This is a genomic window from Dactylosporangium cerinum (genome assembly GCF_042653625.1).
GTDB classification, from domain to species: domain Bacteria; phylum Actinomycetota; class Actinomycetes; order Mycobacteriales; family Micromonosporaceae; genus Dactylosporangium; species Dactylosporangium cerinum.
In genome coordinates, this window is the sequence record NZ_JBHSIU010000041.1 from 243056 (window position 1) to 265230 (window position 22175).

Annotated in this window: 18 protein-coding genes; 11 read left to right on the forward strand and 7 right to left on the reverse strand. The window is 72.6% G+C overall.

What is annotated here, in order from left to right:
• Positions 1-52: 52 nt before the first annotated feature.
• A complete protein-coding gene (locus ACFPIJ_RS30150) occupies positions 53-3679 on the forward strand; it encodes an Hsp70 family protein (RefSeq protein WP_380119824.1) in 3627 nt (1208 codons plus the stop codon).
• Positions 3680-3732: 53 nt separating this feature from the next.
• On the opposite strand, the gene ACFPIJ_RS30155 is transcribed toward ACFPIJ_RS30150, so the two are convergent.
• Positions 3733-5664, reverse strand: a complete 1932-nt coding sequence (locus ACFPIJ_RS30155; protein ID WP_380119826.1) for an IPT/TIG domain-containing protein — start codon at positions 5662-5664, stop codon at positions 3733-3735.
• Between the two features lie 238 nt (positions 5665-5902).
• Between ACFPIJ_RS30155 and ACFPIJ_RS30160 the strand changes: the two genes are divergently transcribed.
• Genes ACFPIJ_RS30160 through ACFPIJ_RS30170 form a run of 3 tightly spaced genes read left to right on the forward strand, consistent with a single transcriptional unit; the run spans position 5903 to position 8871 of the window.
• Positions 5903-7195, forward strand: a complete 1293-nt coding sequence (locus tag ACFPIJ_RS30160; RefSeq protein WP_380119828.1) for an ABC transporter substrate-binding protein — start codon at positions 5903-5905, stop codon at positions 7193-7195.
• Positions 7196-7198: 3 nt separating this feature from the next.
• Positions 7199-8062 carry a carbohydrate ABC transporter permease gene (locus tag ACFPIJ_RS30165; RefSeq protein ID WP_380119830.1) on the forward strand — a complete coding sequence of 288 codons (864 nt, stop codon included), beginning with the start codon at positions 7199-7201 and terminating at the stop codon, positions 8060-8062.
• On the forward strand, positions 8059-8871 hold the full coding sequence (locus ACFPIJ_RS30170) for a carbohydrate ABC transporter permease (RefSeq protein ID WP_380119832.1): 813 nt from the start codon (positions 8059-8061) through the stop codon (positions 8869-8871). The genes ACFPIJ_RS30165 and ACFPIJ_RS30170 overlap by 4 nt, the downstream gene beginning before the upstream one ends.
• 105 nt (positions 8872-8976) lie before the next feature.
• On the opposite strand, the gene ACFPIJ_RS30175 is transcribed toward ACFPIJ_RS30170, so the two are convergent.
• Genes ACFPIJ_RS30175 through ACFPIJ_RS30185 form a run of 3 tightly spaced genes read right to left on the reverse strand, consistent with a single transcriptional unit; the run spans position 8977 to position 11941 of the window.
• Entirely contained in the window at positions 8977-9621 is a 645-nt protein-coding gene (locus tag ACFPIJ_RS30175; protein WP_380119834.1) for an SRPBCC family protein, read from the reverse strand.
• Complete coding sequence (locus ACFPIJ_RS30180; RefSeq protein WP_380119836.1) at positions 9618-9968, reverse strand: ArsR/SmtB family transcription factor; 351 nt, start codon at positions 9966-9968, stop codon at positions 9618-9620. Before ACFPIJ_RS30180 ends, ACFPIJ_RS30175 begins: the two co-directional genes overlap by 4 nt.
• A gap of 32 nt (positions 9969-10000) precedes the next feature.
• Positions 10001-11941 carry a glycogen debranching N-terminal domain-containing protein gene (locus tag ACFPIJ_RS30185; RefSeq protein WP_380119838.1) on the reverse strand — a complete coding sequence of 647 codons (1941 nt, stop codon included), beginning with the start codon at positions 11939-11941 and terminating at the stop codon, positions 10001-10003.
• 118 nt (positions 11942-12059) lie between these two features.
• On the opposite strand from ACFPIJ_RS30185, the gene ACFPIJ_RS30190 reads away from it, so the two are divergent.
• From ACFPIJ_RS30190 to ACFPIJ_RS30205, 4 genes are all read left to right on the forward strand, one after another.
• Entirely contained in the window at positions 12060-13064 is a 1005-nt protein-coding gene (locus tag ACFPIJ_RS30190; RefSeq protein WP_380119840.1) for a LacI family DNA-binding transcriptional regulator, read from the forward strand.
• Between the two features lie 31 nt (positions 13065-13095).
• Positions 13096-14319: a sugar ABC transporter substrate-binding protein gene (locus tag ACFPIJ_RS30195; protein ID WP_380119844.1), complete on the forward strand. Its 1224-nt coding sequence runs from the start codon at positions 13096-13098 to the stop codon at positions 14317-14319.
• A gap of 63 nt (positions 14320-14382) precedes the next feature.
• A complete protein-coding gene (locus tag ACFPIJ_RS30200) occupies positions 14383-15390 on the forward strand; it encodes a carbohydrate ABC transporter permease (protein ID WP_380119846.1) in 1008 nt (335 codons plus the stop codon).
• A gap of 1 nt (position 15391) precedes the next feature.
• On the forward strand, positions 15392-16222 hold the full coding sequence (locus ACFPIJ_RS30205) for a carbohydrate ABC transporter permease (protein WP_380119848.1): 831 nt from the start codon (positions 15392-15394) through the stop codon (positions 16220-16222).
• A gap of 7 nt (positions 16223-16229) precedes the next feature.
• Here the strand turns inward: ACFPIJ_RS30205 and pth2 are convergent, their stop codons facing one another.
• The 3 genes from pth2 to ACFPIJ_RS30220 all read right to left on the reverse strand — a co-directional run bounded on the left by pth2 (position 16230) and on the right by ACFPIJ_RS30220 (position 18932).
• A complete protein-coding gene (gene pth2, locus ACFPIJ_RS30210; protein WP_380119850.1) occupies positions 16230-16583 on the reverse strand; it encodes a peptidyl-tRNA hydrolase Pth2 in 354 nt (117 codons plus the stop codon).
• A 60-nt stretch (positions 16584-16643) separates the two neighbouring features.
• Complete coding sequence (locus ACFPIJ_RS30215) at positions 16644-17897, reverse strand: phytase (protein WP_380119852.1); 1254 nt, start codon at positions 17895-17897, stop codon at positions 16644-16646.
• A gap of 108 nt (positions 17898-18005) precedes the next feature.
• Entirely contained in the window at positions 18006-18932 is a 927-nt protein-coding gene (locus tag ACFPIJ_RS30220; RefSeq protein ID WP_380119854.1) for an anti-sigma factor RsbA family regulatory protein, read from the reverse strand.
• 153 nt (positions 18933-19085) lie between these two features.
• On the opposite strand from ACFPIJ_RS30220, the gene ACFPIJ_RS30225 reads away from it, so the two are divergent.
• From ACFPIJ_RS30225 to ACFPIJ_RS30235, 3 genes are read left to right on the forward strand one after another with little or no spacing between them, the layout of a single operon-like run.
• Complete coding sequence (locus ACFPIJ_RS30225) at positions 19086-20342, forward strand: EAL and HDOD domain-containing protein (RefSeq protein ID WP_380119856.1); 1257 nt, start codon at positions 19086-19088, stop codon at positions 20340-20342.
• Positions 20343-20357: 15 nt separating this feature from the next.
• Positions 20358-21365, forward strand: coding sequence for a hypothetical protein (locus ACFPIJ_RS30230; RefSeq protein WP_380119858.1), 1008 nt, complete (start codon positions 20358-20360; stop codon positions 21363-21365).
• Positions 21366-21420: 55 nt separating this feature from the next.
• Positions 21421-22167, forward strand: a complete 747-nt coding sequence (locus ACFPIJ_RS30235; protein ID WP_380119860.1) for an SDR family NAD(P)-dependent oxidoreductase — start codon at positions 21421-21423, stop codon at positions 22165-22167.
• Positions 22168-22175 lie beyond the last annotated feature (8 nt).

Consider the following 22175-nt stretch of genomic DNA (forward strand, 5'->3'; position numbering starts at 1 on the left):
CGATGGCTGTTCGTACGGTGACCGGTGCTGCATCGACCATTACGGTGTCGGCATGCGCGCAGATCGGGTGCGACTCGGCATCGACTTCGGCACGTCGAGCACCGTTGCCGTCATCGGCCAGCCGGACGGTCAGGTCCGGCCCCTGTTGTTCGGCGAGACACCCATCCTGCCCTCGGCGGTGTGCGTGGACTGGCGGGCGGCCGAGGCCGCCTTCCTGGTCGGCCGGGACGCGATCCATGCCGGCCGGGCCCACCCGGACGCCTTCGAACCCAATCCGAAGCTGCGCGTCGACGACGGCTCCGTCCTCCTCGGCCCCGCCGAACTGCCGGTCACCACGCTCATCGGAGCGGTGCTGCGCCGGGTCGGCACCGAGGCGGAGCGGGTCACCGGCGCCCCGGTCGGCGAGATCACCCTGACCTACCCGGCGTCGTGGGGACCCCGGCGCCGCGCCGTGCTGCTGGAGGCCGCCCGTGCGGCCGGTCTGGCCGAGCCGGTCATGGTCGCCGAGCCGGTCGCCGCCGCCGCGTACTTCGTCGAGGCCCTCGGCCACGCCGTCCCGGTCGGCCAGTGCGTGGTGGTGTACGACTTCGGCGCCGGCACCTTCGACGCCTCGGTCGTCGGCCGCACCGACGACGGGTTCACGGTGCTGGCCGAGGAGGGCCTGCGCGACGCCGGCGGGCTCGACATCGACAACTCGATCGTGGCGTACTTCGGCGCGACCTACGGCGTGGCCAACGGCGACCTGTGGCGCCGCCTGACGCACCCGGAGACCCCGGCGGACCGGCGGTCCTCCCGGCACTTCTGGGACGACGTGCGCACCGGCAAGGAGATGCTCTCCCGCTCCTCGTCGACGTCGATCTTCCTGCCGCTCGTCGAGGCGGACGCGCTCCTCGGGCGGGAGCAGCTGGAGCACCTGGCCCGTCCCCTGCTGGACCGCACGGTCACCGCGACGGCCGCCGCGATCCGGGCCGCGCAGGTCGACGCCTCCCGGATCGCCGGGGTGTTCCTCGTCGGCGGGTCCAGCCGGATCCCGCTCGCCGCGACGCTGCTGCACCGGACCCTCGGCATCGCCCCGACGATCATCGAGCAGCCCGAGCTGGTCGTGGCCGGGGGGAGCCTGATCGCCTCGGCGGCCGCGACCGCCGGCTCCGGCACGGCGCCACCGGCGGCGTTCGGTTCGGCGATCGTGCAGGCCCCGCCGTCCGCGCCGATTCCGGCCCCTTCGCCCGTGTCCCCCGCGGGCGCGGTCCCGGCGACCGCCGCGGTGTCACCGGCGGCTCCGGTTCCGGCACCTGCCCCCGTGTCACCTGCGGGCGCAGTCCCGGCGACCGCCGCGGCGTCACCGGCGGTTCCGGCCACGGCTCCATTTTCGGCGGCGGCTCCGGCCTCGGCGGCTGCTGCGGCGGCGGCTTCAGCGGCGGCGGCGGCTTCAGCGGCCGCGGTATCGATGCCCGCAGCGGCGGTGTCACCGGCGTCGACCGGCGATCCGGCGGCGCAGGGCGGGTCTGCGGGCGCGGGCGGGCCGGTGTACACGTTGCCGTCGCCGGACGTGCCGTCGACATTCGAGCAGTCGTTGCCGCCGTCGCCATGGGAGCAGACACCGGCCGAGCCGTTCACCACCGCGCCGATCAGCGCCGCGCCGGTCTCGCCGGGGGTGAGTGCGACTCCCGTTCCGCCGCCCGCCGGTCAATTCACCGCCGCCCCGGTCAGCGCCGCGCCAGTCTCGCCGGGGGTGAGCGCGGCTCCCGTTCCGCCGCCCGCCGGTCAGTTCGCCGCCGGCCCGGTCAGCGCCGACCCGGGATCGAGTGCCGCCCCTGTCTCCCCGCTCGCCGGTCAGTTCGCCACCGCGCCGGTCAGCGCCGACCCGATCGCGCCGCCGGTGGGCGCCGTCCCCGTCTCGCCGAGTGGCACCGCCGCCCCCGCCGGGCAGTACACCGCCGCCCCGATGTCGCCGCCGGTCAGTGCTGCCCCGGTGTCGCCGGGTGTGAGCGCGGCTCCGGTCTCGCCGTCCGCGGCGCAGTTCCCGGTCCAGCCGGTGGGCGCCGCCCCGGGCTCCGCGTGGACACCCGCGGCCCCACCGGTCGCCGCGCCGGACGCCTCGTGGCCGCCCGCGGCGCCGTTCGCCGCCGCACCGCCCGTTTCGCCCGCCACGCCGGACTCGGCCTGGCCGCCGGCGACGCCGCTCGGCACCGGGCCGACGGCGCCGCCCGACACCGCGTCGGCACCGCTGGGCTCCGCCGCGGTCGTGCGGGGCCTCGGGATCGCCGTCGCGGTCACCGCCCTGCTGCGGTTCGCGCTCATGTTCGGCGACAACGGCCCGGCATCGCTCATCTTCCACGAGGGGTACGAACCGGTCTTCGACTACACGGCCCTCGCCCTGCTCGTGGCCCTCGGCGGGTGGCTGATCGCCCGCCCCGGCGCGGCCCGGCCCGCGCTGGGCCTGATCGCCGGGCTCGCCCCCTGGGCGCTCCTGCCGATCGTCGGCTCGCTCGGTCTCATCTCCCGCTTCTACGACTGGACCGACGAATACCCGCTGTTCCCGCCGCTGCTCGTGCTCCAGCTCCTCACCCTGCTCGCCGTCGCCGGCCTGGTCTGCCAGGCCACGCTGCGAGCCGGCACGTCCCGGCGGCTGCTGCCGATCGGGCTCGGCGGTGTCGCGTTCGGCACCGCGATCGCCGCCGTGCTCTGGCTGGGCTCCGGTTACGTCCGGATGCTCGCGTCCGCCGAGCTGGCGCGGTTCGAGCTGGCGATCGGCGTCGGCACCGTCGTCGTCTACGCCGCGGCGTGCTCCCGCGCGTGGGCCGGTTGGGTCATCGGCGCCTGGACCGGCGGCGGGCTGCTGTGGCTGGTCGGCGCCGGCTTCGGCCAGAGCTCCCCGGGGACGGAGGCGCTGCCGCTGACGCTCGTGCTGGTGCTGCTGGCGGTCGCCGCCGTGCTGCTCGTGGTCCGGCTGCGCACCGACCGCGACCCCGAGGCGCCGCAGCAGGACCTGGCCAAGGGACCGGCCACCGTCGCGCTGGTCGCCGCCGGCATCGCCGCCATCGGGGTCGGGTTCATCGCATTCGAGCAGCTCGAGCGGTGGTCGTACATCGTGGCCCCGTATGACGTCGCGGAGATCTTCGGGGAGTTCGCCGGGATTGCGGTGCTGCTGTGGGCGCTGCCGCTGCTCGCGGCCCGGCGCAGCGCCGGCGCGGCGGCGTACTTCGTCGGCGCGGCCGCCGGCCCGGTCAGCCTGCTGGCCAGCCCGGACCTGCTGGACGAGTTGCGCTGGCAGCTCATCACGGGGCTGGTGCTGGGAGGCGTCGCGGCGCTGGTCCTCGTGGTCCTGCTGGTCCGCGCGGCGCCGACCCGGCTGTCCTGGCCCATCGCCGGCGGTGCGCTGGCGTGCCTGCTGCTGCTCGGCTGGGCCGCGACCGCCCAGCCGTTCTTCCACGTGGACCCCACCGACCGGTGGCTGGTGCTCGTGCTGGCCACCGTGATCCCGGCCACCGTGCTCTGGAAGGGCGGCATGGTCGCCGCGGGTGCGTTGCTCGGCGCCGCCGCCGGTTCGGTCGGTGCGCAGTTCATCGCCGCGGACGAGCAGGTCGACATGTCCGACACCCTGCCGCTGGCCGTCGCCGTCCTCGCCACCCTCGTCACGGCCTTCGTCGTCGCGCGGACCGCCCAGCGCCAGGAGTGATCCGGAAGACCTTGCGCGCCCCTGGGTACACAAGGTCTTCCGGATCATGAGAGTCAGGACGCGAAGCGGCGCTCGCGGCCGGCCCGCAGGGCGAAGAGGCCGGCCACCAGCATCGCCAGCCCGGCCATCGCGAGCCGCGCCACCGGTGCGCCCGTGACCGCGAGGTTCGACGTGGCGACGGTGACGTTGAGCTTCATCGCGTGCGGGTTGCCGTCCGGGTCGACGCCCTGCGCGGCGAGCGTGTGCGCGCCCGCGGCGAGGCTCGGCGGCACCGTGACGGCCTTGGTGAAGTTGCCGTCCTGATCGGTGACGACCGTGCCGAGGACGACCGGGTCCGAGTAGATGGTGATCGTCGCCGTGGAGTGCGGCGCGAAGCCGGTGCCGATGACCACGATCTGCTGGCCGGGTTCGGCGGTCTTGATCGCGCCCTTGTCGGTGGTCAGGGTGAGGCTCGTGTCGGGCGGCGTCGTCGGCACCACCGGCGCCGTCGGAGTGGCGGCGGCCTGGCCCGAACCGGGCGCGGAGTTACCGGCGGCCGAGGTGGCCACGACCGTCACGGTGTAGCTCCTGCCGGCCTCCGCGCCGAGGACGCAGCCCGTCTCCTGCGCGGTGGCCGTGCAGGTCGCCGGGCCCGGGTTCGCGCTCACGAGGTACCCGGTGATCGGGCTGCCGTTGGTGTCCGGCGCCGTCCAGCTCACCGCGATCGACGACACGCCCGCCACCGCAAGAACCCCGGTCGGCGCGCCCGGCACCCCCGGATTGACGGTCAGCCCCGCCGCGTTGCTCTCGGCGTCGGCGCCGGATGAGTTGTGGAACACGGCGCGGTACTGCCGCCCGGTATCGGTCAGTGCCGGGGTGAACGTCAGCGAACTGGTCGTCGCGCCGGGCACGTCGGTCCAGGTGCCGCCGGCGGTGAACGTCTGCCAGCGCACCGTCGGCGTCGGGTTGCCGGAGGCGGCGGCGGTGAACGTCACCGGGCTGCCGACGGTCGCCGTCTGCGCCGTCGGGTGCGTGGTCACGCTCGGCGCGGCCAGGCAGGCGCTCGCGGCCTCCGGAGTCAGCTCGTACTTGACACCGACCACCGACGCGGCGGCGCTGCCCGTGTACTCGTAGCCGCCCACCTCCGTGTCCTGGCCACCGTAGGCGTAAACGGTTACGTCGACGAAGCCGTCCGCGTGCGACGGCGTGGTGATCGTGAACGAGGTGTCGGTGTGACCGACGTTGATCGTGTTGAAGTCGGCGAAGTTGCCGGTGCCGAACTCCACGAGCATGACGCCGATGAGGTTGGTACCGGTGATCGTCACCGTGTCACCACCGCCGGCGGACCCGGACCCCGGCGAGATCGACGTGATCGTCGGCGCCTCGTCGTAGTGGAAGGTGATGGCGTTGGAGTCGCCGCCGGGTCCGGTGGCGACGATGTCGACGTCGCCGGCGGCGTGCGCCGGTGAGGTGAAGGTGAACGAGTTGTTGTTGATCTTCGTGAAGGACGCGGACACACCGTCGACCTTGACGTCGGTGATGGTGCCGTGCCTGAGGCCGGTGACGGTGTGGGTCTGCCCGCCCGCGACGTTGACGTAGCTCGGCGACGAGCAGCACAGGACCGGCGGCTGCAGGTATTCGAACTGGACCCCGGCAGCCGAAGAGCCGGCGGGGGTCTGCACGACGACGTCGACGAAGCCCGTGCCGGCCGGGCTGACCGCGGTGATCTGGGTGGCGGAGTCGACGGTGTACGACGTGGCGTTGTTGCCGTCGAAGGTGACCGCGCTGGCGCCGGTCGCGCCGGTGAAGTCGGTGCCGGTGATGGTGACCGTCGTGCCCGCGGCGCCGACGGTCGGGCTCACGCCCGTCACGACGGGCACCTCGGCGGCCTGCACGAGACGCGCGGCGCCGGTCTCCGCCCGGGCCAGTGCCACGGCCACCGCCGAGGACAGTACGAACAGGCCGGCGGCGAGAACGCCTGCCCAGACCCGGTACGAAGCGGACATGGTTCCCCCGAACACCGACTGCTGATATCAACCAGCAAGCTAGTTGAGAATGCGCACATTTATCGCAAATCGGCGATCTTGCCACCGTCGGCCCGGTTCCGGGCGGGGGCGGGGCGGCCGGAGCAGGTTATCGCTCACATCAGCGGCCGGCGGTGGAGGTACCAAGAATTAACGTCCTGAAGGTGGTGTTGACAACATCCATGTGATCGCTAACATTCGCTCGGAGCGGAGGCGGTCAATGGAAGCACGGAAAGCCGGATGGCGGTGGGTGGTGGCGCTCGCGGCCGTGCTCGCCATGCCGGCCTGTCAGCGCGCCCATGAGGGGCCTGCGGCGACCGGCACCGCCACCGTCGACGACGGCACCGTCCTCACCATGTGGACCCGGTCGCTGACGGGTTCGTTCAGCCGGGTGCTCATCGACGAGTACAACCGCAGCCACCGCAACAAGGTCAAGCTCACGGTCATGCCGGCGGACTCCTACCAGCAGCGCGTCGGTGCGGCCGCCGGCACCCGGCAGCTGCCGGACCTCCTCGCCATCGACGTCGTGTACGCCCCCAACTATGCCTCCCAAGGGGTGTTCACGGACATCACCGCGCGGGTCGGCACGCTGGGGTTCCGCGAGCACCTCGCGCCGTCGCACATGCGGGCGGTCACCCACGCGGGGCACATCTACGGCGTGCCGCACGACATCGACCTGGCGGCGCTGTTCTACAACAAGGACCTGTTCATCCGGGCCGGCCTCGACGGTGACCGGCCCCCGGCGAACCTGCACGAGCTGCACGAGTTCGCGGCGAAGCTCACCGCCCTCGGCGGCGGTGTGCACGGGTTCAACTTCGGCGGCGCGTGCCCCGACTGCATGTTCGCCACCTCGTGGCCGATGATCTGGGCGTCCGGCTCGAAGGTCCTCACCGACGACGGCACCGCCGCGCTGCTCAACAGCCCCGATGCGACGCAGGTGTTCGAGTTGTACCGGCGGATGTACGCCGAAGGGCTGGCGCCCCGCGCCGCCAGGAACGAGAGCGGGCCGTCGTGGACGCAGGCGTTCAGCGAGGGCCTGATCGGCATCCAGCCGATGGGGGCGACCGCGCTGCGCAACATCGAGGAGGCGTCGCAGCTGCAGGTCGGCGTCGCCGCCATCCCCGGACTGGAGGGCGGCGCGTCGTCGTTCGCCGGCGGTGACGTGCTCGGCATCAGCTCCAACAGCCGGCATGCGGACCAGGCGTGGGACTTCATCGCGTGGACGCTGTCGGAGCAGGCGCAGGTCGAGGTCGTGGCGAAGAACCGGTACGTCACCGTCCGCAGCGACCTCGACGGCAACGTCTACGCGCAGCAGGACCCGCGGCTGGTGACGTTCACGCAGATCGCGCGCAAGGGCCAGACGCCGTATGCGGTGGCGTTCGGCAAGACGTTCAACGACCCCAACGGGCCGTGGATCTCCGCCGTTGCCGACGCCGTGTTCGGCACCGGCGACGTCGGCGCCGCCCTGGACCGGCACAACGCGAGCATCACCGCGTCGTTGAGCGGAGGCTGAGCCATGGCGCGCCGCTCCACCGGCTTCCTCTACGCACTGCCCATGGCCGTGATCGTCGCGGTGCTGTTCGTCGGCCCGCTCGGCCTGATGGTCTGGATGTCGCTCAACGACTGGCCGTTGCTGGGCGACTCGGCCCCGAACGGCGTGGCGAACTACGAGGCGCTGCGCGAGCCGCTGTTCACCCGGGCCGTCGTCTTCAGCCTCAAGTACACCGCGATCGCCACCGTCCTGGTGACCGCGATGGCGTTCGGGCTCGCCCTGCTCGTGCAGCGCCCGGGCCCGGTGGTCGCGGTGTTCCGGACCGTGTTCTTCCTGCCGGCGGCCGTCGGCCTGGCCTCGGCCAGCCTGCTGTTCTACGGCATGTTCCACCAGGACTCCTCGCCGCTGAACGGGCTCGCCCGGCTCTTCGGCGACGACGGCCTCGACTGGCTCGGCGACGGCAACCATGCGCTGTTCTCCACCGCGCTGCTCATCACGTGGAAGTTCGCCGGCTACTACATGGTCATCATCATGGCCGGCCTGCAGTCGATCAATCCGCTCCTGTACGAGGCGGCGACCCTCGAAGGTGCCACCCGCTGGCAGATGATGCGCCGCATCACGCTGCCGCTGCTGCGCCCCACCATGACCCTCGTCCTCGTGCTCCTGGTGACCAGTTCCCTGCTCGCCTTCGACCAGTTCTTCATCCTCACCGGCGGTCGCCACGGCACCGCCACGGTCGTCATCGGCATCTACCGCGAGGCGTTCACGTCCCAGGACCTCGGCCGCGCCGCCGCCCTCTCCGTGGGCATCCTGGCCGTCCTGTACGTCATCAACGGCGCCCAGGTGCGGTTCCTGCGCGGGTCTTCCACCGACAGGAGCGCCGCATGAAACGGTCCCGGACCCGCACCGCCGGCGTCTACGCGACCTGCGCGGCGCTCGCCGTGCTCTTCCTGACCCCGATGCTGTGGGCGCTGTACAGCTCGTTCCGCGGCCGCACCGGCACTGGCACGCTCGGCCTGGGCAACTACCGGCGGCTGCTGGACTACGGCAGCGGGCTGCCGGTCTACATGGCCAACACCGCGTTCGTCGCGCTCATCACCGTCACCGTGACCGTCGTGGCCACCACCCTCGGCGGCTACGCCGTCGCCAGGTTCTCCTTCCGCGGCAAGAACCTGCTCTTCATGCTCACCCTGACCATCCTGATGGTGCCGCACAGCACGATCCTGATCCCGCTGTACATCATGCTCGACTGGCTGGGCCTGCAGAACTCGCTCATCGGTCTCGCCCTGGTGCTCGCCATGTTCCAGCTGCCCTTCGGCCTGTTCATGATGCGCAACTCCTTCGAGGCCCTGCCGGTCGAGCTCGACGAGGCCGCCCTCATCGACGGCTGTGGCACCGCCGGCGTCCTGCGCCACGTCCTGCTGCGCGGCGTCGTGCCGGGCATCGTGACCGTCGCGCTGTTCTCGTTCCTGGCCTCGTGGAACGAGTTCGTCGCACCGCTCATCTTCATCACCGACGACGAGAAGTTCACGCTGCCGGTCGCGCTGTTCAACCTGCAGTCCGGCAGCCTCGGCGCGGTCGACTACGGCCCCCTGCTGTCCGGCGTCGTCACCGCCGCCGTCCCCTGCGTGCTGTTGTTCCTGCTGCTGCAGCGGTACTACGTCCGCGGCTTCGTCAAGGGCGCGCTGAAGGGCTGACCGGTCGTCCGGCCCGGCACATCCCGGATCGGGGCGCGGGCCCGGCCCGCACCCCGCACTTGCGATCACGGGTGGGAGATCGCCGTCCGGCGGCCTTGGTCGCGGTCAGGCGCCGTCCGGCGCGTACTGCTGCACGGCCATCGCGATGGCCGCGGCGATGTCGGCGTCACCGGTGCCCCACGCCGCCTGGATCACCGCGCCCCAGGCGTGGCAGGCGCCGATCGCGAACTCCTTCACCTCGGGCAGGCTCTCCCACGTGGCCGGGTCCAGGTCGGCGCCGTGCAGGTGCCGGTCCAGGCCGAACAGCGCGATGTCCCAGCCGCCGCCGATGCCGATCGTGCCGCCGGGTCCGTACGTGCGCACCATCTCGTCGATGAACCCGGCCGGCGAGGAGTGCTCCAGCTCCAGCACGGTGCCGTCGTCGCCGTCGGGCGTGAGGCGCAGCTCGACCTCGGTGTCCACGCCCCCGCCGAAGGACCAGGTCACCTGCAGCAGGCGCGGCTCCTCGCAGCGCACGATCTCACCGCCGGCGTTGTCCTTGATCTGGAACCTGCCGCCGAGCCGCAGGTCGCCGTCGACCTGGCCGAGCCAGCGGGCCAGCCGCTCGGGGTCCGTGCAGGCGTCCCACACGTCCTCGATCGTGGCGGGGTACGTGCGGCGCAACAGCACCGAACGGCCCTCGCCGGTGGCGACCGGGTGGTTGCCGATCGCGCGGTGCGCGGCGTTGATCTGGTTGACGATGTCGGTCACGGTCTGGGCCCTTCTCTCGGTGACGGTGGTCTGCGCTTGCCGCGGGCGAGTTCGGTGCCGAGCGCGTCCAGGCGCTGGGACCAGAACCCGCGGAAGCGCTCCAGCCAGGCGTCGACCTCCTGCAGCGGCGCGGCGTCGACGGCATACAGGCGGCGGGTGCCGTCGGCGCGCACGGTGGCGAATCCGGACTCCCGCAGCACCTTCAGGTGTTGCGACACCGCCGGCTGGGAGATGCCGAACTCCGCCCGCACGGCGTCACTGACCGCGCCGGCGGGCTGTTCCCCGTCGGCGAGCAGCTCCAGGATCCGGCGCCGCACCGGGTCGCCGAGCACATCGAACGCATGCACGGCACGACGATGTCACTCCTGACTTATATAAGTCAAGACTGAATTATGGTGAGCCCGGCCGGGCCGTCGTGGACGGTGACCGCGCCGGCGGCGGAGACGCTCACGTCGAGCTCGCCGCCGCCGACCCGCAGGCCCCGCACCCGGTAGGCGCCGACGGGCGACGGGCTGAGCGGGGCGAGCCGCAGCAGGCCGGCGGGCACGTCCGCGTCCAGGCCGAGCAGCGCGGTCAGCACCGCCGGGCCGGCCGCCGCGGCCCACGCCTGCGGCCGGCAGGACGCCGGGTAGGGCGCCGGGCCGTCATCGCCGCCGAAGAGCTCCGGCAGCCGGAAGTCGAACCGTGCGGCGGCGTCCAGCACGGCCCGGATCACCGCGGCCGCATCCTGCCGGTGCCCGTCGCGGACCAGGCCGAGCAGGCCGATCGCGGTGTCGTGCGGCCAGACCGAGCCGAGGTGGTAGGACAGGAAGTTGTACCCGGCCGAGGACGGCGCAAGGGTCCGGATGCCGAACGGTGACCGCAGCCCGGCGAGGTGCCCGGCGACCCGGGCGCTCTCCCCCGCCGTGAGCAGGCCGGTGCCGAGCAGGTGGCCGATGTTCGAGGTGATGCTGTCGACCTGCTCGCCGGCGCCGTCGAGCGCGACCGCGGGGTAGCCGCCGGGGCACCAGAACGCCGCGCGGAACCGCTCCGCGAGCCCCGCCGCCCAGTCGCGCCACCCGGCGGCCCCCGGGCGGCCGAACGCGTCCAGCAGCCAGGCGCCGTCCACGGCGGCGCGGTAGGCGTACCCCTGGACTTCACACAACGCCAACGGACCCTTCGCGATGCGACCGTCGGCGTGCTGCACGCCGTCGCCGGAGTCCTTCCAGCCGTGGTTGGCGAGGCCCTTCGCGCTGGACTGGTAGGCGATGAAGCCGTCATGGCCGGCGAGCCAGGCGAGGGCCCGTTCGACGTGCGGCAGCAGCGGTTCGAGCTCCGTGGCCGGCAGGCCCCACCGGTACGCGTCGGCGGCGGTGCTGACGAACAGCGCGGTGGCGTCGACGGTGCCGTAGTAGACCGGCGGCAGCCAGTGGGCGGCGTCGGCGGGGCGCACCTCGTGCAGGATCTTGCCGGGCTCCTCGTCGGTCTCCGGGTCGTGCCGCACGCCCTGCCGGGCGGCGAGCGCGCGCAGCGTCCCGGCGGCCACGGCGGTGCCGAGCGGCAGGCCCAGCCGGGCGGCCCAGAGCGAGTCGCGGCCGAACAGGGTGAGATACCAGGGGCTGCCGGCCGCGTAGTAGACGTGCTCGCCGTCGGTGTGGCGCAGCGCGTCGAGGTCCTCGACGCCGGTGCGCACGAGGGCGTCGAGGCGGCGGTCGTCGGCGGTGACGCGCAGCCGGCTGGGCTCGGCGACCCGGGTGATCGGCGCGACGTCGGTGCGGGTGAAGCGCAGCCGCACGCTCCAGCTGTCGCGGGGCGCGACGGTGACCCGCCAGCGCAGCGCCCCGGCGGCGTCCGGCGCGGGGTCCGCCGCGACGGAGACCCGCATCCCGTCGTCCGCCGCGGCCGGGGTACCCCCGATGTCCACAGTGGACCCGGTGCCCCTGCCGTCCTTCACCGCGCCCATGGTCGCGTAATCGGTTTCGCACGTCGCGGCGACCTCGACGGTGAGTGCGGCGTGGGACAGGTTGGTCAGGATGAGGGTCTCGGTGCCGCCGCGCGGCCCGGCCTCGCGGCGGCGCTCGAGCGTGACGGTCGGGTCGGGCCCGTCGTCGCCGAGGCCGGGCAGCACCGCGGTGAACCGGGCCGAGGCCGCACTCGTCCGGCGGACCTGGACCGGGACCGGTTCGGCGCCCTCGACGGTCACGATCAGCCTGGACAGCACCCGGCGGTCGTCGACGTAGAGACCGTCGGCACCGCCGCGGAGCTGGCCCGAATGGTCGGAGAGCCAGGTCGCCGGTGCGGCGACACACGTCACGTGCTCGTGCAGGTAGGGCTGCGCCATGGGGTCCTCTTGACAAGCCGGTGGTGGGGTGAGACTGTCCGAACATCCATGTTGAACGTTCAAACGGACAATCCGCAATACCTGATTTGAACGTTCAACACGACATTGGGAGGAAAACATGCACCCGCCGACCGTCGAGGACGTCGCACGGGCCGCCGGCGTGTCCCGGCAGACCGTGTCCAACGTGCTCAACGCGCCGCAGCGGGTGCGGCCCGAGACCCGAGCCCGGGTCGAGACGGCGATCGAGCAGCTCGGCTACCGGCCCAACCGGGTCGCGCAGTCCCTGCGGGCCGCCACCTCACGCATGATCGGCTACCGGATCGAGCCGATGCACCCGCACGCCCTGGGCAGCATCCACGACCGCTTCCTGCACGCCCTCGCCGAGGCCGGCCGCGCCGCCGACCGTCACCTGCTGCTGTTCACCGCCGACGACCCGCAGGACGAGGTCGCCAACGTGCAGGCCCTGCACCGGGCCGGCGCGATCGACGGGGTGGTGCTCTACGGCATCCAGTCCGGCGACCCGCGACCGCCGGGGCTGCGCCAGCTGCGCATCCCGTTCGCCGCGTTCGGCCGGACCGGCGCCGACACCGAGCACCCGTGGGTCGACATCGACAACGCCGCCGGCACGGCCGCCGCGGTCGAGCACCTCGTCGCCGGCGGCCACCGGCGCATCGCGTTCGTCGGCTATCCGCAGGGCGCGACGGTCGGCGACCGGCGCGCCGAAGGATGGCGCACCGCCCTGGACCAGCACGGCCTGCTCGACGGCTCGCACCACCTCGACCTGCGCGGCGAGGACTCCCTCGCCACCGGGTCACGGCTGGCGGAGGCACTGCTGGACCACCCCACCCCACCCACCGCCGTCGTCGCCGCCACCGACACGCTCGCCGCGGGCGTGCTGCGCACCGTGCGGCAACGGCACGCCCGGCTCGCCGTCGTCGGCTTCGACGACACCCCCACCGCCGGCGCCCTCGACCTGTCCAGCGTGCGGCAGCCGATCGAGGCCGTCGGGCACGCGATGATCCGCGCCCTGCTCGGCCCCGTCACGGGCGAGACGCCCGGCGAGCCGACCGGGCAACTGCTGGCACCCGAGCTGATCGTCCGGGCCTCCAGCGCCCCGCATTGAGTGTTTCTCCGACCCCCTGGGAGCGACCGCCATGATCCGACCATCCCGCCTGCTGACCATCCTGCTGTCCACCGTGCTGCTCACCGCCGCGTGCGGCGACGACGGCAGCGGCGGCGGCACCGAGGGCAACGCCACCGGCGCCAAGCTCACGATGTTCGCGTTCTCCTCCTCCCCCGCCGAGGACGCCGTGCTGCGCAAGGCCGTGGACGACTACAACAAACAGGGCCGCAACACCGTCGACCTGAAGGTCCTGCCCGAATACGACACGGCGCTGACCACCGCGCTGTCCGGCGGTGAGCCGCCGGACGTCTTCTACGTCAACGACAACAAGCTGCCCGACTTCGGCAAGAACGGCGTCCTGGAGCCGATCGGCGACAAGGTCGACAACCCCGGCGACTTCTACGACACGCTCAAGCAGTCCTTCACCTACAAGGGCACCTACTACTGCGCGCCGAAGGACTTCTCGACGCTGCAACTGGTCTACAACACCGCCGACTTCACCGCCGCCGGCCTCAAGCCGCCGACGACCTGGGACGAGCTGACCGCGGCCGCGAAGGCGCTGACCAAACCGGGCCACCCGGGTCTGGTCCTCGCGCCGGAGTTCTACCGCTGGGGCGCGTTCCTGGCGCAGGCCGGTGCCTGGCCGACGAACGACGACGTCACCAAGATGACGATGGACACCGCCGAGATGCGCACCGCCCTGCAGTACGTGACCGACAACCACAAGGCCGGCTGGTTCGGCACACCGGCGGCGGTCGGCGCGGGCTGGGGCGGCGAGGCGTTCGGCAAGGCCCTCACCTCCATGACGATCGAGGGCAACTGGATCGTCGGGGCGATGAAGAACGACTTCCCGAACACGAAGTACGCCGTCGCCGAGCTCCCCGCCGGCCCCAAGGGCAAGGGCACCATGTCGTTCTCGGTCTGCTACGGCGTGGCCAAGGCGGCCAAGAACAAGGCCGCCGCGCTCGACTTCGTCAAGTTCCTCACCTCGCCCGACGAGCAGTACGCCGTCACCAAGGAGTTCCCGGTCATGCCGTCGCGCAAGTCCCTCGCGGACAAGTGGCTGGCCGACAAGCCGGAGCTCAAGGCGTTCGTCGCCGGCGGCGACTACGCGAAGAAGTCCGTGTTCGTGCCCGGCTTCAGCACCGCCATCGACACGTTCAACGACGGGATCCAGGGCCTCGCCAAGGGCAACAAGCAGGTCGGCGACGTCATCACCAGCACACAGAAAGCCGGGACCGACATCCTCGGCTGATCCTCTCGACCGGAGCCGCCGCCGTCCCCCCGCGGTGGCGGCCCCTCCCCCTGGGAGTCCCGCATGTCACGCATCCACGGCCGGCAGGGACTGGCCGGCTGGCTCTTCATGTCCCCCGCGCTCATCGGGCTCGGCGTGTTCATGGTCGCGCCGATCGCCCTCGCCCTGTGGGTCAGCTTCCGCGACTGGAGCGGGCTCACCCCGCTCGGCGCCTCCGAACCCGCCGGCGCCGCCAACTACGCCGATCTGCTGACCGACTCCGGCATCGTGCGCGGCGACTTCGCCAAGAGCCTGCGCAACAACCTGTACTACGTCCTCGGCGTGGTGCCCGCGCAGACGTTCCTGGCGTTCCTGCTCGCGATCGTCGTCAACGCCCGGCTGCTCAAGGGCCGCACGTTCTTCCGCACCGCGTTCTACTTCCCGTCGGTGACCAGCTCGATCGCGGTCGCGTTCATCTTCATCTTCCTGTTCAGCCCGACCGGCGTGGTCAACACCGTGCTGTCGGCGGTGCTGCCCGGCAAGGTCGACCTGGTCTGGCTCGACGACTCCGACGGGCTGCTGCACCTGCTGCTGCGCGCGGTCGGTGTCGACGCCGCGCCGGGCGCGCTGCGCGGCGAGTTCATGGACCTGTCGTGGTGGGACTGGCTGTCCGGGCCCAGCGTCGCGCTCAGCTCCGTCATGATCCTCGCCACCTGGACCACCACCGGCACGTTCATGCTGATGTTCCTCGCCGGGCTGCAGAACGTCCCCGAGGAGCTCGACGAGGCCGCGTCGATCGACGGTGCCTCGCCCCGGCAGCGGTTCTTCCGCATCACGCTGCCGCTGCTCAAGCCGACGCTGTTCCTGGTGCTGACCCTCGGCGTCATCGGCACCTGGCAGGTCTTCGACCAGGTCTACGCGATGACGTCGGGCGGTCCGCAGAAGACCACGCTCACCCCGGCGTACCTCATCTACCGCGAAGGCTTCCAGAACAGCGCGATGGGCCGCGCCGCCGCCATCGCCTTCATCGTGCTCGTCATCATCCTCATCTTCACCGGCGTGCAGCGCCTCGTGCTGCGGAAGGAGCGCTGACGTGGTGTACCGAAGGGCGCTGCGCTACGGGCTGCTCATCACCTTCGCCGTCGTGTTCATCTACCCGTTCCTGCTGTCGCTGGGCACGTCGTTCAAGTCCCGGCCCGAGGTCGCGACGAGCTCCGTGTCCCCGTGGCCGCGCTCCTTCGACCTGCGCGCGTGGACCGACGTCCTCGTGCACAGCGACTTTCCACTGTGGACGTTCAACTCGATCGTCGTGACGGTCGCCGCGACCCTCGGCCGGGTCTTCATCGACTCGCTGGCCGGCTACGCCCTGGCCCGGCTGAACTTCCGCGGCCGGGGCATCCTCTTCGCCGGGATCATCTCGGTGCTCGCGGTGCCGCCGATCGTGCTGACCGTGCCACGGTTCCTGGTGCTCAAGGAACTGAGCCTGCTCAACTCCTACAGCGGCCTGATCCTGCCGCTCGCGGTCGACGCGATGGGCATCTTCCTGATGCGGCAGTTCTTCGTCGAGCTGCCCCGGGAGCTGGAGGAGGCCGCCCGCATCGACGGCGCCTCGATCTTCCAGGCCTACTGGCACGTCGTGCTGCCGCTGGCGCGGCCCGCGCTGCTGACCCTGACGATCCTGTCGTTCCAGGGCGTGTGGAACGAGTTCCTGATGCCGCTCATCGTGGTGCGGGCCAGCCCCTCGCACTGGACGCTGCCCTTCGGCCTGTCGACGCTGGGCCGCGGCGGGGCGGGCGGGCAGAGCTTCGACTATCCGGTGATGATGGCCGGTTCCATCCTGACCATCATCCCGGTGGCGATCGTGTTCGTCATCTTCCAGCGGTACTTCGTGCGCAGCGTCGCCAGCAGCGGCGTGAAGGGCTGAGCCGGCCCTACAGCAGGCTCAGCACCGCGGTGACGGGATCGACGTCGGCGGGCAACGCCGGCCCGATCGCACAACAGGTCGCGGTGCCCGACGCGACCTGGGTCCGGCCGGCGTCGCGGATCACCTGCACCGGCAGGCCCGCCTCGCCGGCCCGGGCGCACAGGTCGGCGAGGTCCGCCTCCCCGCCGACCTTCAGCACCACTTTCGGCTGGCCGGCGCGCAGCCAGTCGCCGAACACCGCACCGTGCGGTCCTTCCAGGACCGCGGCCACCGCCGCGTGCGCGACCTGCGCCGCGATCTTGCCCTTGCCCATGCCGAGGTCGGTGCGCACGACCAGGACCATCTTCGGTTCGCTGTTCACGACCCCGGATGCTATCGCTGTGACCCGCGTGCGGCCCGGACGGCCGCACGCGGGTCGCCGTCACGAGGTGCGAGCGCCGCGCAGGAAGCCGGCGTCGAGGAACTTGAAGTTGGTGTTCTCCCGGTCGCCGTCCGCCGGCGTGTTCTGCCCGTCGTGCACGACCAGCAGCCCGCCGGGGAAGCCGGGCAGGGCGGTGGCGGTCACGGCCGCGCCGTCACAGGCCTGCGAGCCGTCGGTGCGGGCGCCGTCGACGACCGCGAACCGGCCGGTCGGGCGCAGCGTCAGCCGGTCGTAGGTGTAGAACGTGTCGTCGCCCTGGCTGGACACCAGCAGGGTGCCGGTCAGCGGGCCGGTGCGCAGGATGGTGAGCCCCTCGACGTCCGCGGCGATGCGGCCGCCGTAGCCCGGGTCCGCGGCGTAGTCCACGACGCAGTCGTCCTCGGCCTCGTCGAAATGGGCCGGCACGCCGAACTCGCGGGTGCGTTCCACCGGCTGCGGGGCACCGCGGAAGCGGCCGCCCCACACCGCGACCCGCCACAGGCCGACGGTCTCCTGCGCCAGGTACGCGACCCGGGTCGCCGGGTCGACGACGCTGCCCTCGACCTGCGGCCCGTCGCCGGGGTCCGCGCACGGCGACCACGCCGAGCCGTCCGGCAGCCGGAACGTCGAGGGCAGCGTCAGCCGGTCGACCCGCTGGTAGCTCACCGCCGCGCCCTTCGCGACGAGTTTGAACAGCCCGACCTCGCTGGTGCTGCGGCGGCTGACGACCGCATACGGGGTGCCGTCGAAGTCCCGGTAGGTGGCCAGCCCGTACGCGGTGCGCTGCTCGTTGACCTCGGCCTGCCCGGCGCTGAACGCGAACGGGACGTCCGGTGCGGTCACGTCGGTGAGCGTCCCGGTCGCCGGGTCGATGCGGTAGAAGCGCAGCTGGTCGCGGCCGCGGTCGGTGACGACGGCGAGGTCGACGCTCCGGCCGCCGAGCCGGAAGCCCTGCACCAGGTCGACGTTGTTGAACCGGCCGGCCTCGTCGTCCTCGCCCGGGGCCGGCGGCGTCGCGATCGCCTGCCGTTCCCGGCCCGCGAGGTCGTAGACGCGCAGGCCGCCGTTCTTGGCGGTGGCGATCACCCGGCTGGCGCCGCGGTCGCGCTCGTTGACCCAGATCGCGGGGTCGTCGGCGTTGGCGTCGCCACCGGCCTCGTCGTCATACAGGGCCGGTGTCTCCACGCGGGGGGTCACGGCCTGGGTTCCCGGTGCAGCCTGGGTTCCCGGTGCGGCCTGGGCGGTTGCGGGGATGAGCAGCAATGGCACGGTCACGGCCGTGAGCGTCAAGAGTCGTCGCATCGACCGAAACTATGGTGCGCCGCCGACGCGCAGGCGAACGCCGATGGAACACCGGCGTTCGCCTGTGCCGGTCGCCGGCGGTCAGGGGCGCAGCAGGGCGTAGCGCACGCGGGTCCAGCCGTCGTCGTGGCTGACGGCGAGCGCCTCGCTCAGCTGCCGGGCGATCCACAGGCCGCGGCCGCCGATGATCAGCTCGTCCGGGGGCCGGTAGCCGACGAGGGGGTCGGCGGGGCCGGGACCGTCGTCGGCGATCTCGCACACCAGCGCCGGGCCGTCGACCCAGACGCGCAGCTCCCGCCGGGCGCCGCCGTACAGCACGGCGTTGGCGACGATCTCGCTGGTGACGAGCAGGAGCTCGTCGAGCCGGCCGGTGCCGGCCCAGCCGTGCTCGGCGGCGACCCGCCCGACCAGCCAGCGGGCGTCGGCGACGTTGTCACCGAGTGCCGCGACGAGCGCCGGTGGGCCGTCGACCGGTGGCACCGGCTCGGGCACCGCGTCGAGGAACTCCGCCGGCGGGCGGTAGGCCGCGTTGCCGCCGGGTTCCGCCGCGGTCAGCGTCGGGTGGGTGCGGCAGGCGTCGGCGAGCACGGCGCCGGGCAGGAGCCGGGTGTCGTAGGGGCAGACGATCCAGGCGGGCGCGTCGGCGAACACCGTGTTGAGCACGGACTCGTAGCGGGTCCAGGTCGTGTGCCGGGCCGGCGGGCCGAAGCCGACCTCGCCGATGATGCGGACCGCTTCGTGCCCACGGCTGGTCGCGTCGGCCAGGAGCCGTCCCCAGCGCGCGACGGTGCGCGCCGGTCGCTGATACCACTCGTCGCGGGCGATGAACTGCACCGCCGCCGCGGCCTGACCGAGCGCGTTGCGCAGCAGTCCCGCGTTGGTGTGGGTGACGGCGGCCACGACGGCGTCGTCGCGCTGCAGCCCGTCGCGGACGAACGGCACGAGCACGTCGGTGAAGCGCGCGTCGGTGCCGTAGAAGAACGCGTCATGGGTCAGCTGGTCCCGCATCCCCATCAGCCTCCACCGGCTTCCCCGCCGACCCGCCGGATCGACGAAGTCCAGGTCACGCAGGTCCACCGTACTCCCAACACCGTCACCTACGGTAAAGGGCACATTGACCATTCCGCACCATTCAGCCGGTTTTAGCGCGATTATCGCCTGGTGAGCGAGCATGCGGAGGCACCTGGCAGCGGTCACGTCGTGCACGTCGCCCGGCAGCCCATCTACGACCGCAACGGCGTCGTCGTCGCCGACGAGCTGCTGTTCCGGGCCCGGGCGACCTCGTCCGGCGCCGACCGCAGCGACTCCCACGCCACCGCCCGGGTGCTGGTCGCGGCGTTCACCGAGTTCGGGCTGCGCGACCTGTCCGGCGGCCGGGACTGCTTCGTCAACCTGACCCGCGACTTCCTCACCGGCCGGCTGCCGCTGCCGTTCGACGGCACCCAGGCCGTCCTCGAGGTCCTGGAGACGACCACCGTCGACGACGAGGTCATCGCCGGTGTCACCGCCCTCGTCGAGCACGGGTACACCATCGCGCTGGACGACTTCGTCCTCGGCGGCGGCCACGAACCGCTGCTCCCGCTCGCCAGCTACGTGAAGATCGACCTGCTGCACGCCTCGGAGCCCGAGGTCCGCGCCGCCGTCGCCGAGTGCCGCCGGCACGGCCACCTGCGCCTCGTCGCCGAGCGGCTGGAAACCCCCGACGCGCTCCGGCTCGCCTTCGCCCTCGGCTTCGACCTGTTCCAGGGCGACATCCTGGGCCGCCCGCACGTCAACTCGACCGTCACCCTCGCCCCGGCCCGGCTGACCCGGCTACGGATGCTGCACGCACTCAGCGCCGACGACGTCGACGTGGACGAGGTCGTCGACCTCGTCGGCGGGGACCCGGCGCTGAGCCTGCGGCTGCTGCGCGCCACCAACAACGCCGCGACCGGCCGCAGCCGGACCGTGTCGTCGATCCGCGACACCGTCGTCGCGATCGGGCTCAACCGGATCCGCCAGTGGGTCACGCTGATGCTCGTCGCCGACCTCACCGAGGCCGACCCCGAGCAGCTCAGCGGCGTGCTGGTCCGGGCCAGGTTCGCCCAGTTCCTCGCCGGCGCCGCGGGCCTGCCCGGCGACGTCGCCTACATCGGCGGGCTGCTGTCCGCGATCGCCGACCTCTTCGACGAGCCCGCCGACCGGATGCTGCAGGGCCTGCCTCTCGATGCGACGCTCGTGGAGGCGCTCACCACCGGCAACGGGCCGCTCGGCGACGTGCTGCGCACCGCCCGCGCGTACATGATGCCGTCGGCTCAGATGCCACCGGCCGGCACCCTGCCGGCGCAGACATCGATGGACACCGCGGCCATGGCCATGGCCTACCTGTCCGCGATCCACTCGACGAACGCCACCCTCGCCGAGCTCACCGTCGGCTGACTCCCGCACCGCGGGGTGCTGGCCGCGCCGACCGCACCAGCCGGGGTCACCGGCATCCTGAACATCACCTACGACGGCATCATACGGATAGGCGGCGGGCACACCGCGTACGTCGTCGCCAACACAGGCGTGCACCACTACGTCGCGGAACTGGTCCGCGACGACCTGCCCGCCCGGTGGACCTCGCCCGAACTGACCGTCGTCACCGCATCCAGCACCCCGACGCTGACGTTGGCGATGCAACCGGCCGGCGAACTGTACGCACCCGACGCGTCGAACCGGGCAACCGTCACGGTCGCTGTCGCGGGGGTCCCCGCCACACCGGGTGACCTGCACATCTTCGACGGCGACGTCGATCTCGGCGCAGGGCCCGCCGTGACGTTGACGGCCCAGGAGACACCGCATCGCCTGGTCGCGGTGTTCGTGCCCGAGGACCCGTCACAGCCGCACTCGACGTCGGCGATCGTGCCGTACCTCGTCCGGCCGTGCGTCTGCATCACCGTCCAGGCACAGAACGACACGCAACCGTATGCGGGCAGCCTCACGCTGAGCGTCGCGGCGGGCACCCGCACGACCCTCACGCAGGTGGACCCGGCGACGCCGGCCGGGCATCCGGTGCAGGCCACCGACCCGACCGGGCACCGGCACGCCTGGGTCTTCACCGGCCACCTCAGCGGCGTCAGCGTCACCGAAACCCGTCCGGACCATCCCGGCTGGCTGCTGACCGGACAGGCCGACGGCTTCGTCAACGGCGCCGCGACCCTCCCGGCGGCGGATCTCGGCTGGCGGCCCGCGTTCGACGCCGACCCCGGCGACGCGGAGGGCACGATCGTCCTGGGCAGCGGCATCGCCTCACGGCTGGCGGATCCGTCCAGTCCGGGCCTCGGCCAGGCGGCGCCGCTGGCGGCCGGCGGCGGGCTGGGAACCGTCCGGTTCGGGGCAGACCTGGAGCTGCGGATGCCAGACACGTCACCGACCGGCCACTACACGTCCGTCCTCACCCTCACCTTGATCAGCCCCTGACCTCGCCACCCCGGCGCCGTCCGCGCCGCTGCCACGCCTGTTACCGTCCACGACCATGTCCGTTGCAGGGGTGGTTCTGGTCACCGGCGCGTCCCGGGGCCTCGGTGCGTCGATCGCGCGGGCCCTGGCGGCGGACGGCTGGGCCGTCGCCGTCAACTACCGGCACGGCGCGGACGCGGCCGGCGCGGTCGTCGACGGCATCCGCGCCGCCGGCGGCACCGCCGAGGCGTTCGAGGCCGACGTGACGGACGAGGCGTCGGTCGCCGCCCTCGTCACCGCGGTGACCGACCGGCTCGGACCGGTCACCGCGCTCGTCGCCAACGCCACCGGCCCGCAGCCGGAGGTCACCGTCGAAGACCTCACCTGGGACGACCACCTCGGCCAGCTGGTGTTCTTCGTCAAGAGCCCGACGCTGCTCGTCCAGGCCGCGCTGCCGGCGATGCGGGCCGCCGGCACCGGCCGGGTCGTGCTGATCGGCTCCGACATGGTCGACCGGGCCCTGCCCGGCTGGTCGGCGTACGTGGCGGCGAAGGCCGCCCAGGTCGGCCTGGCCCGCACCTGGGCCCGTGAGCTCGGCCCGCACGGCGTCACCGTCAACGTCGTCGCCCCCGGCTGGGTCCCGGTCGAACGGCACGCCGGCGTCACCGCGGACGCCGTCGCGCAGTACGTCGCCGACATCCCGCTCGGCCGCATCGGCCGCCCCGAGGACGTCGCCGCCGCGGTGCGCTGGCTGCTGTCGGACGCCGCGTCGTTCGTCACCGGCGAACGCGTCACCGTCAACGGCGGGCACACCATCGGCTGACCCTCGCG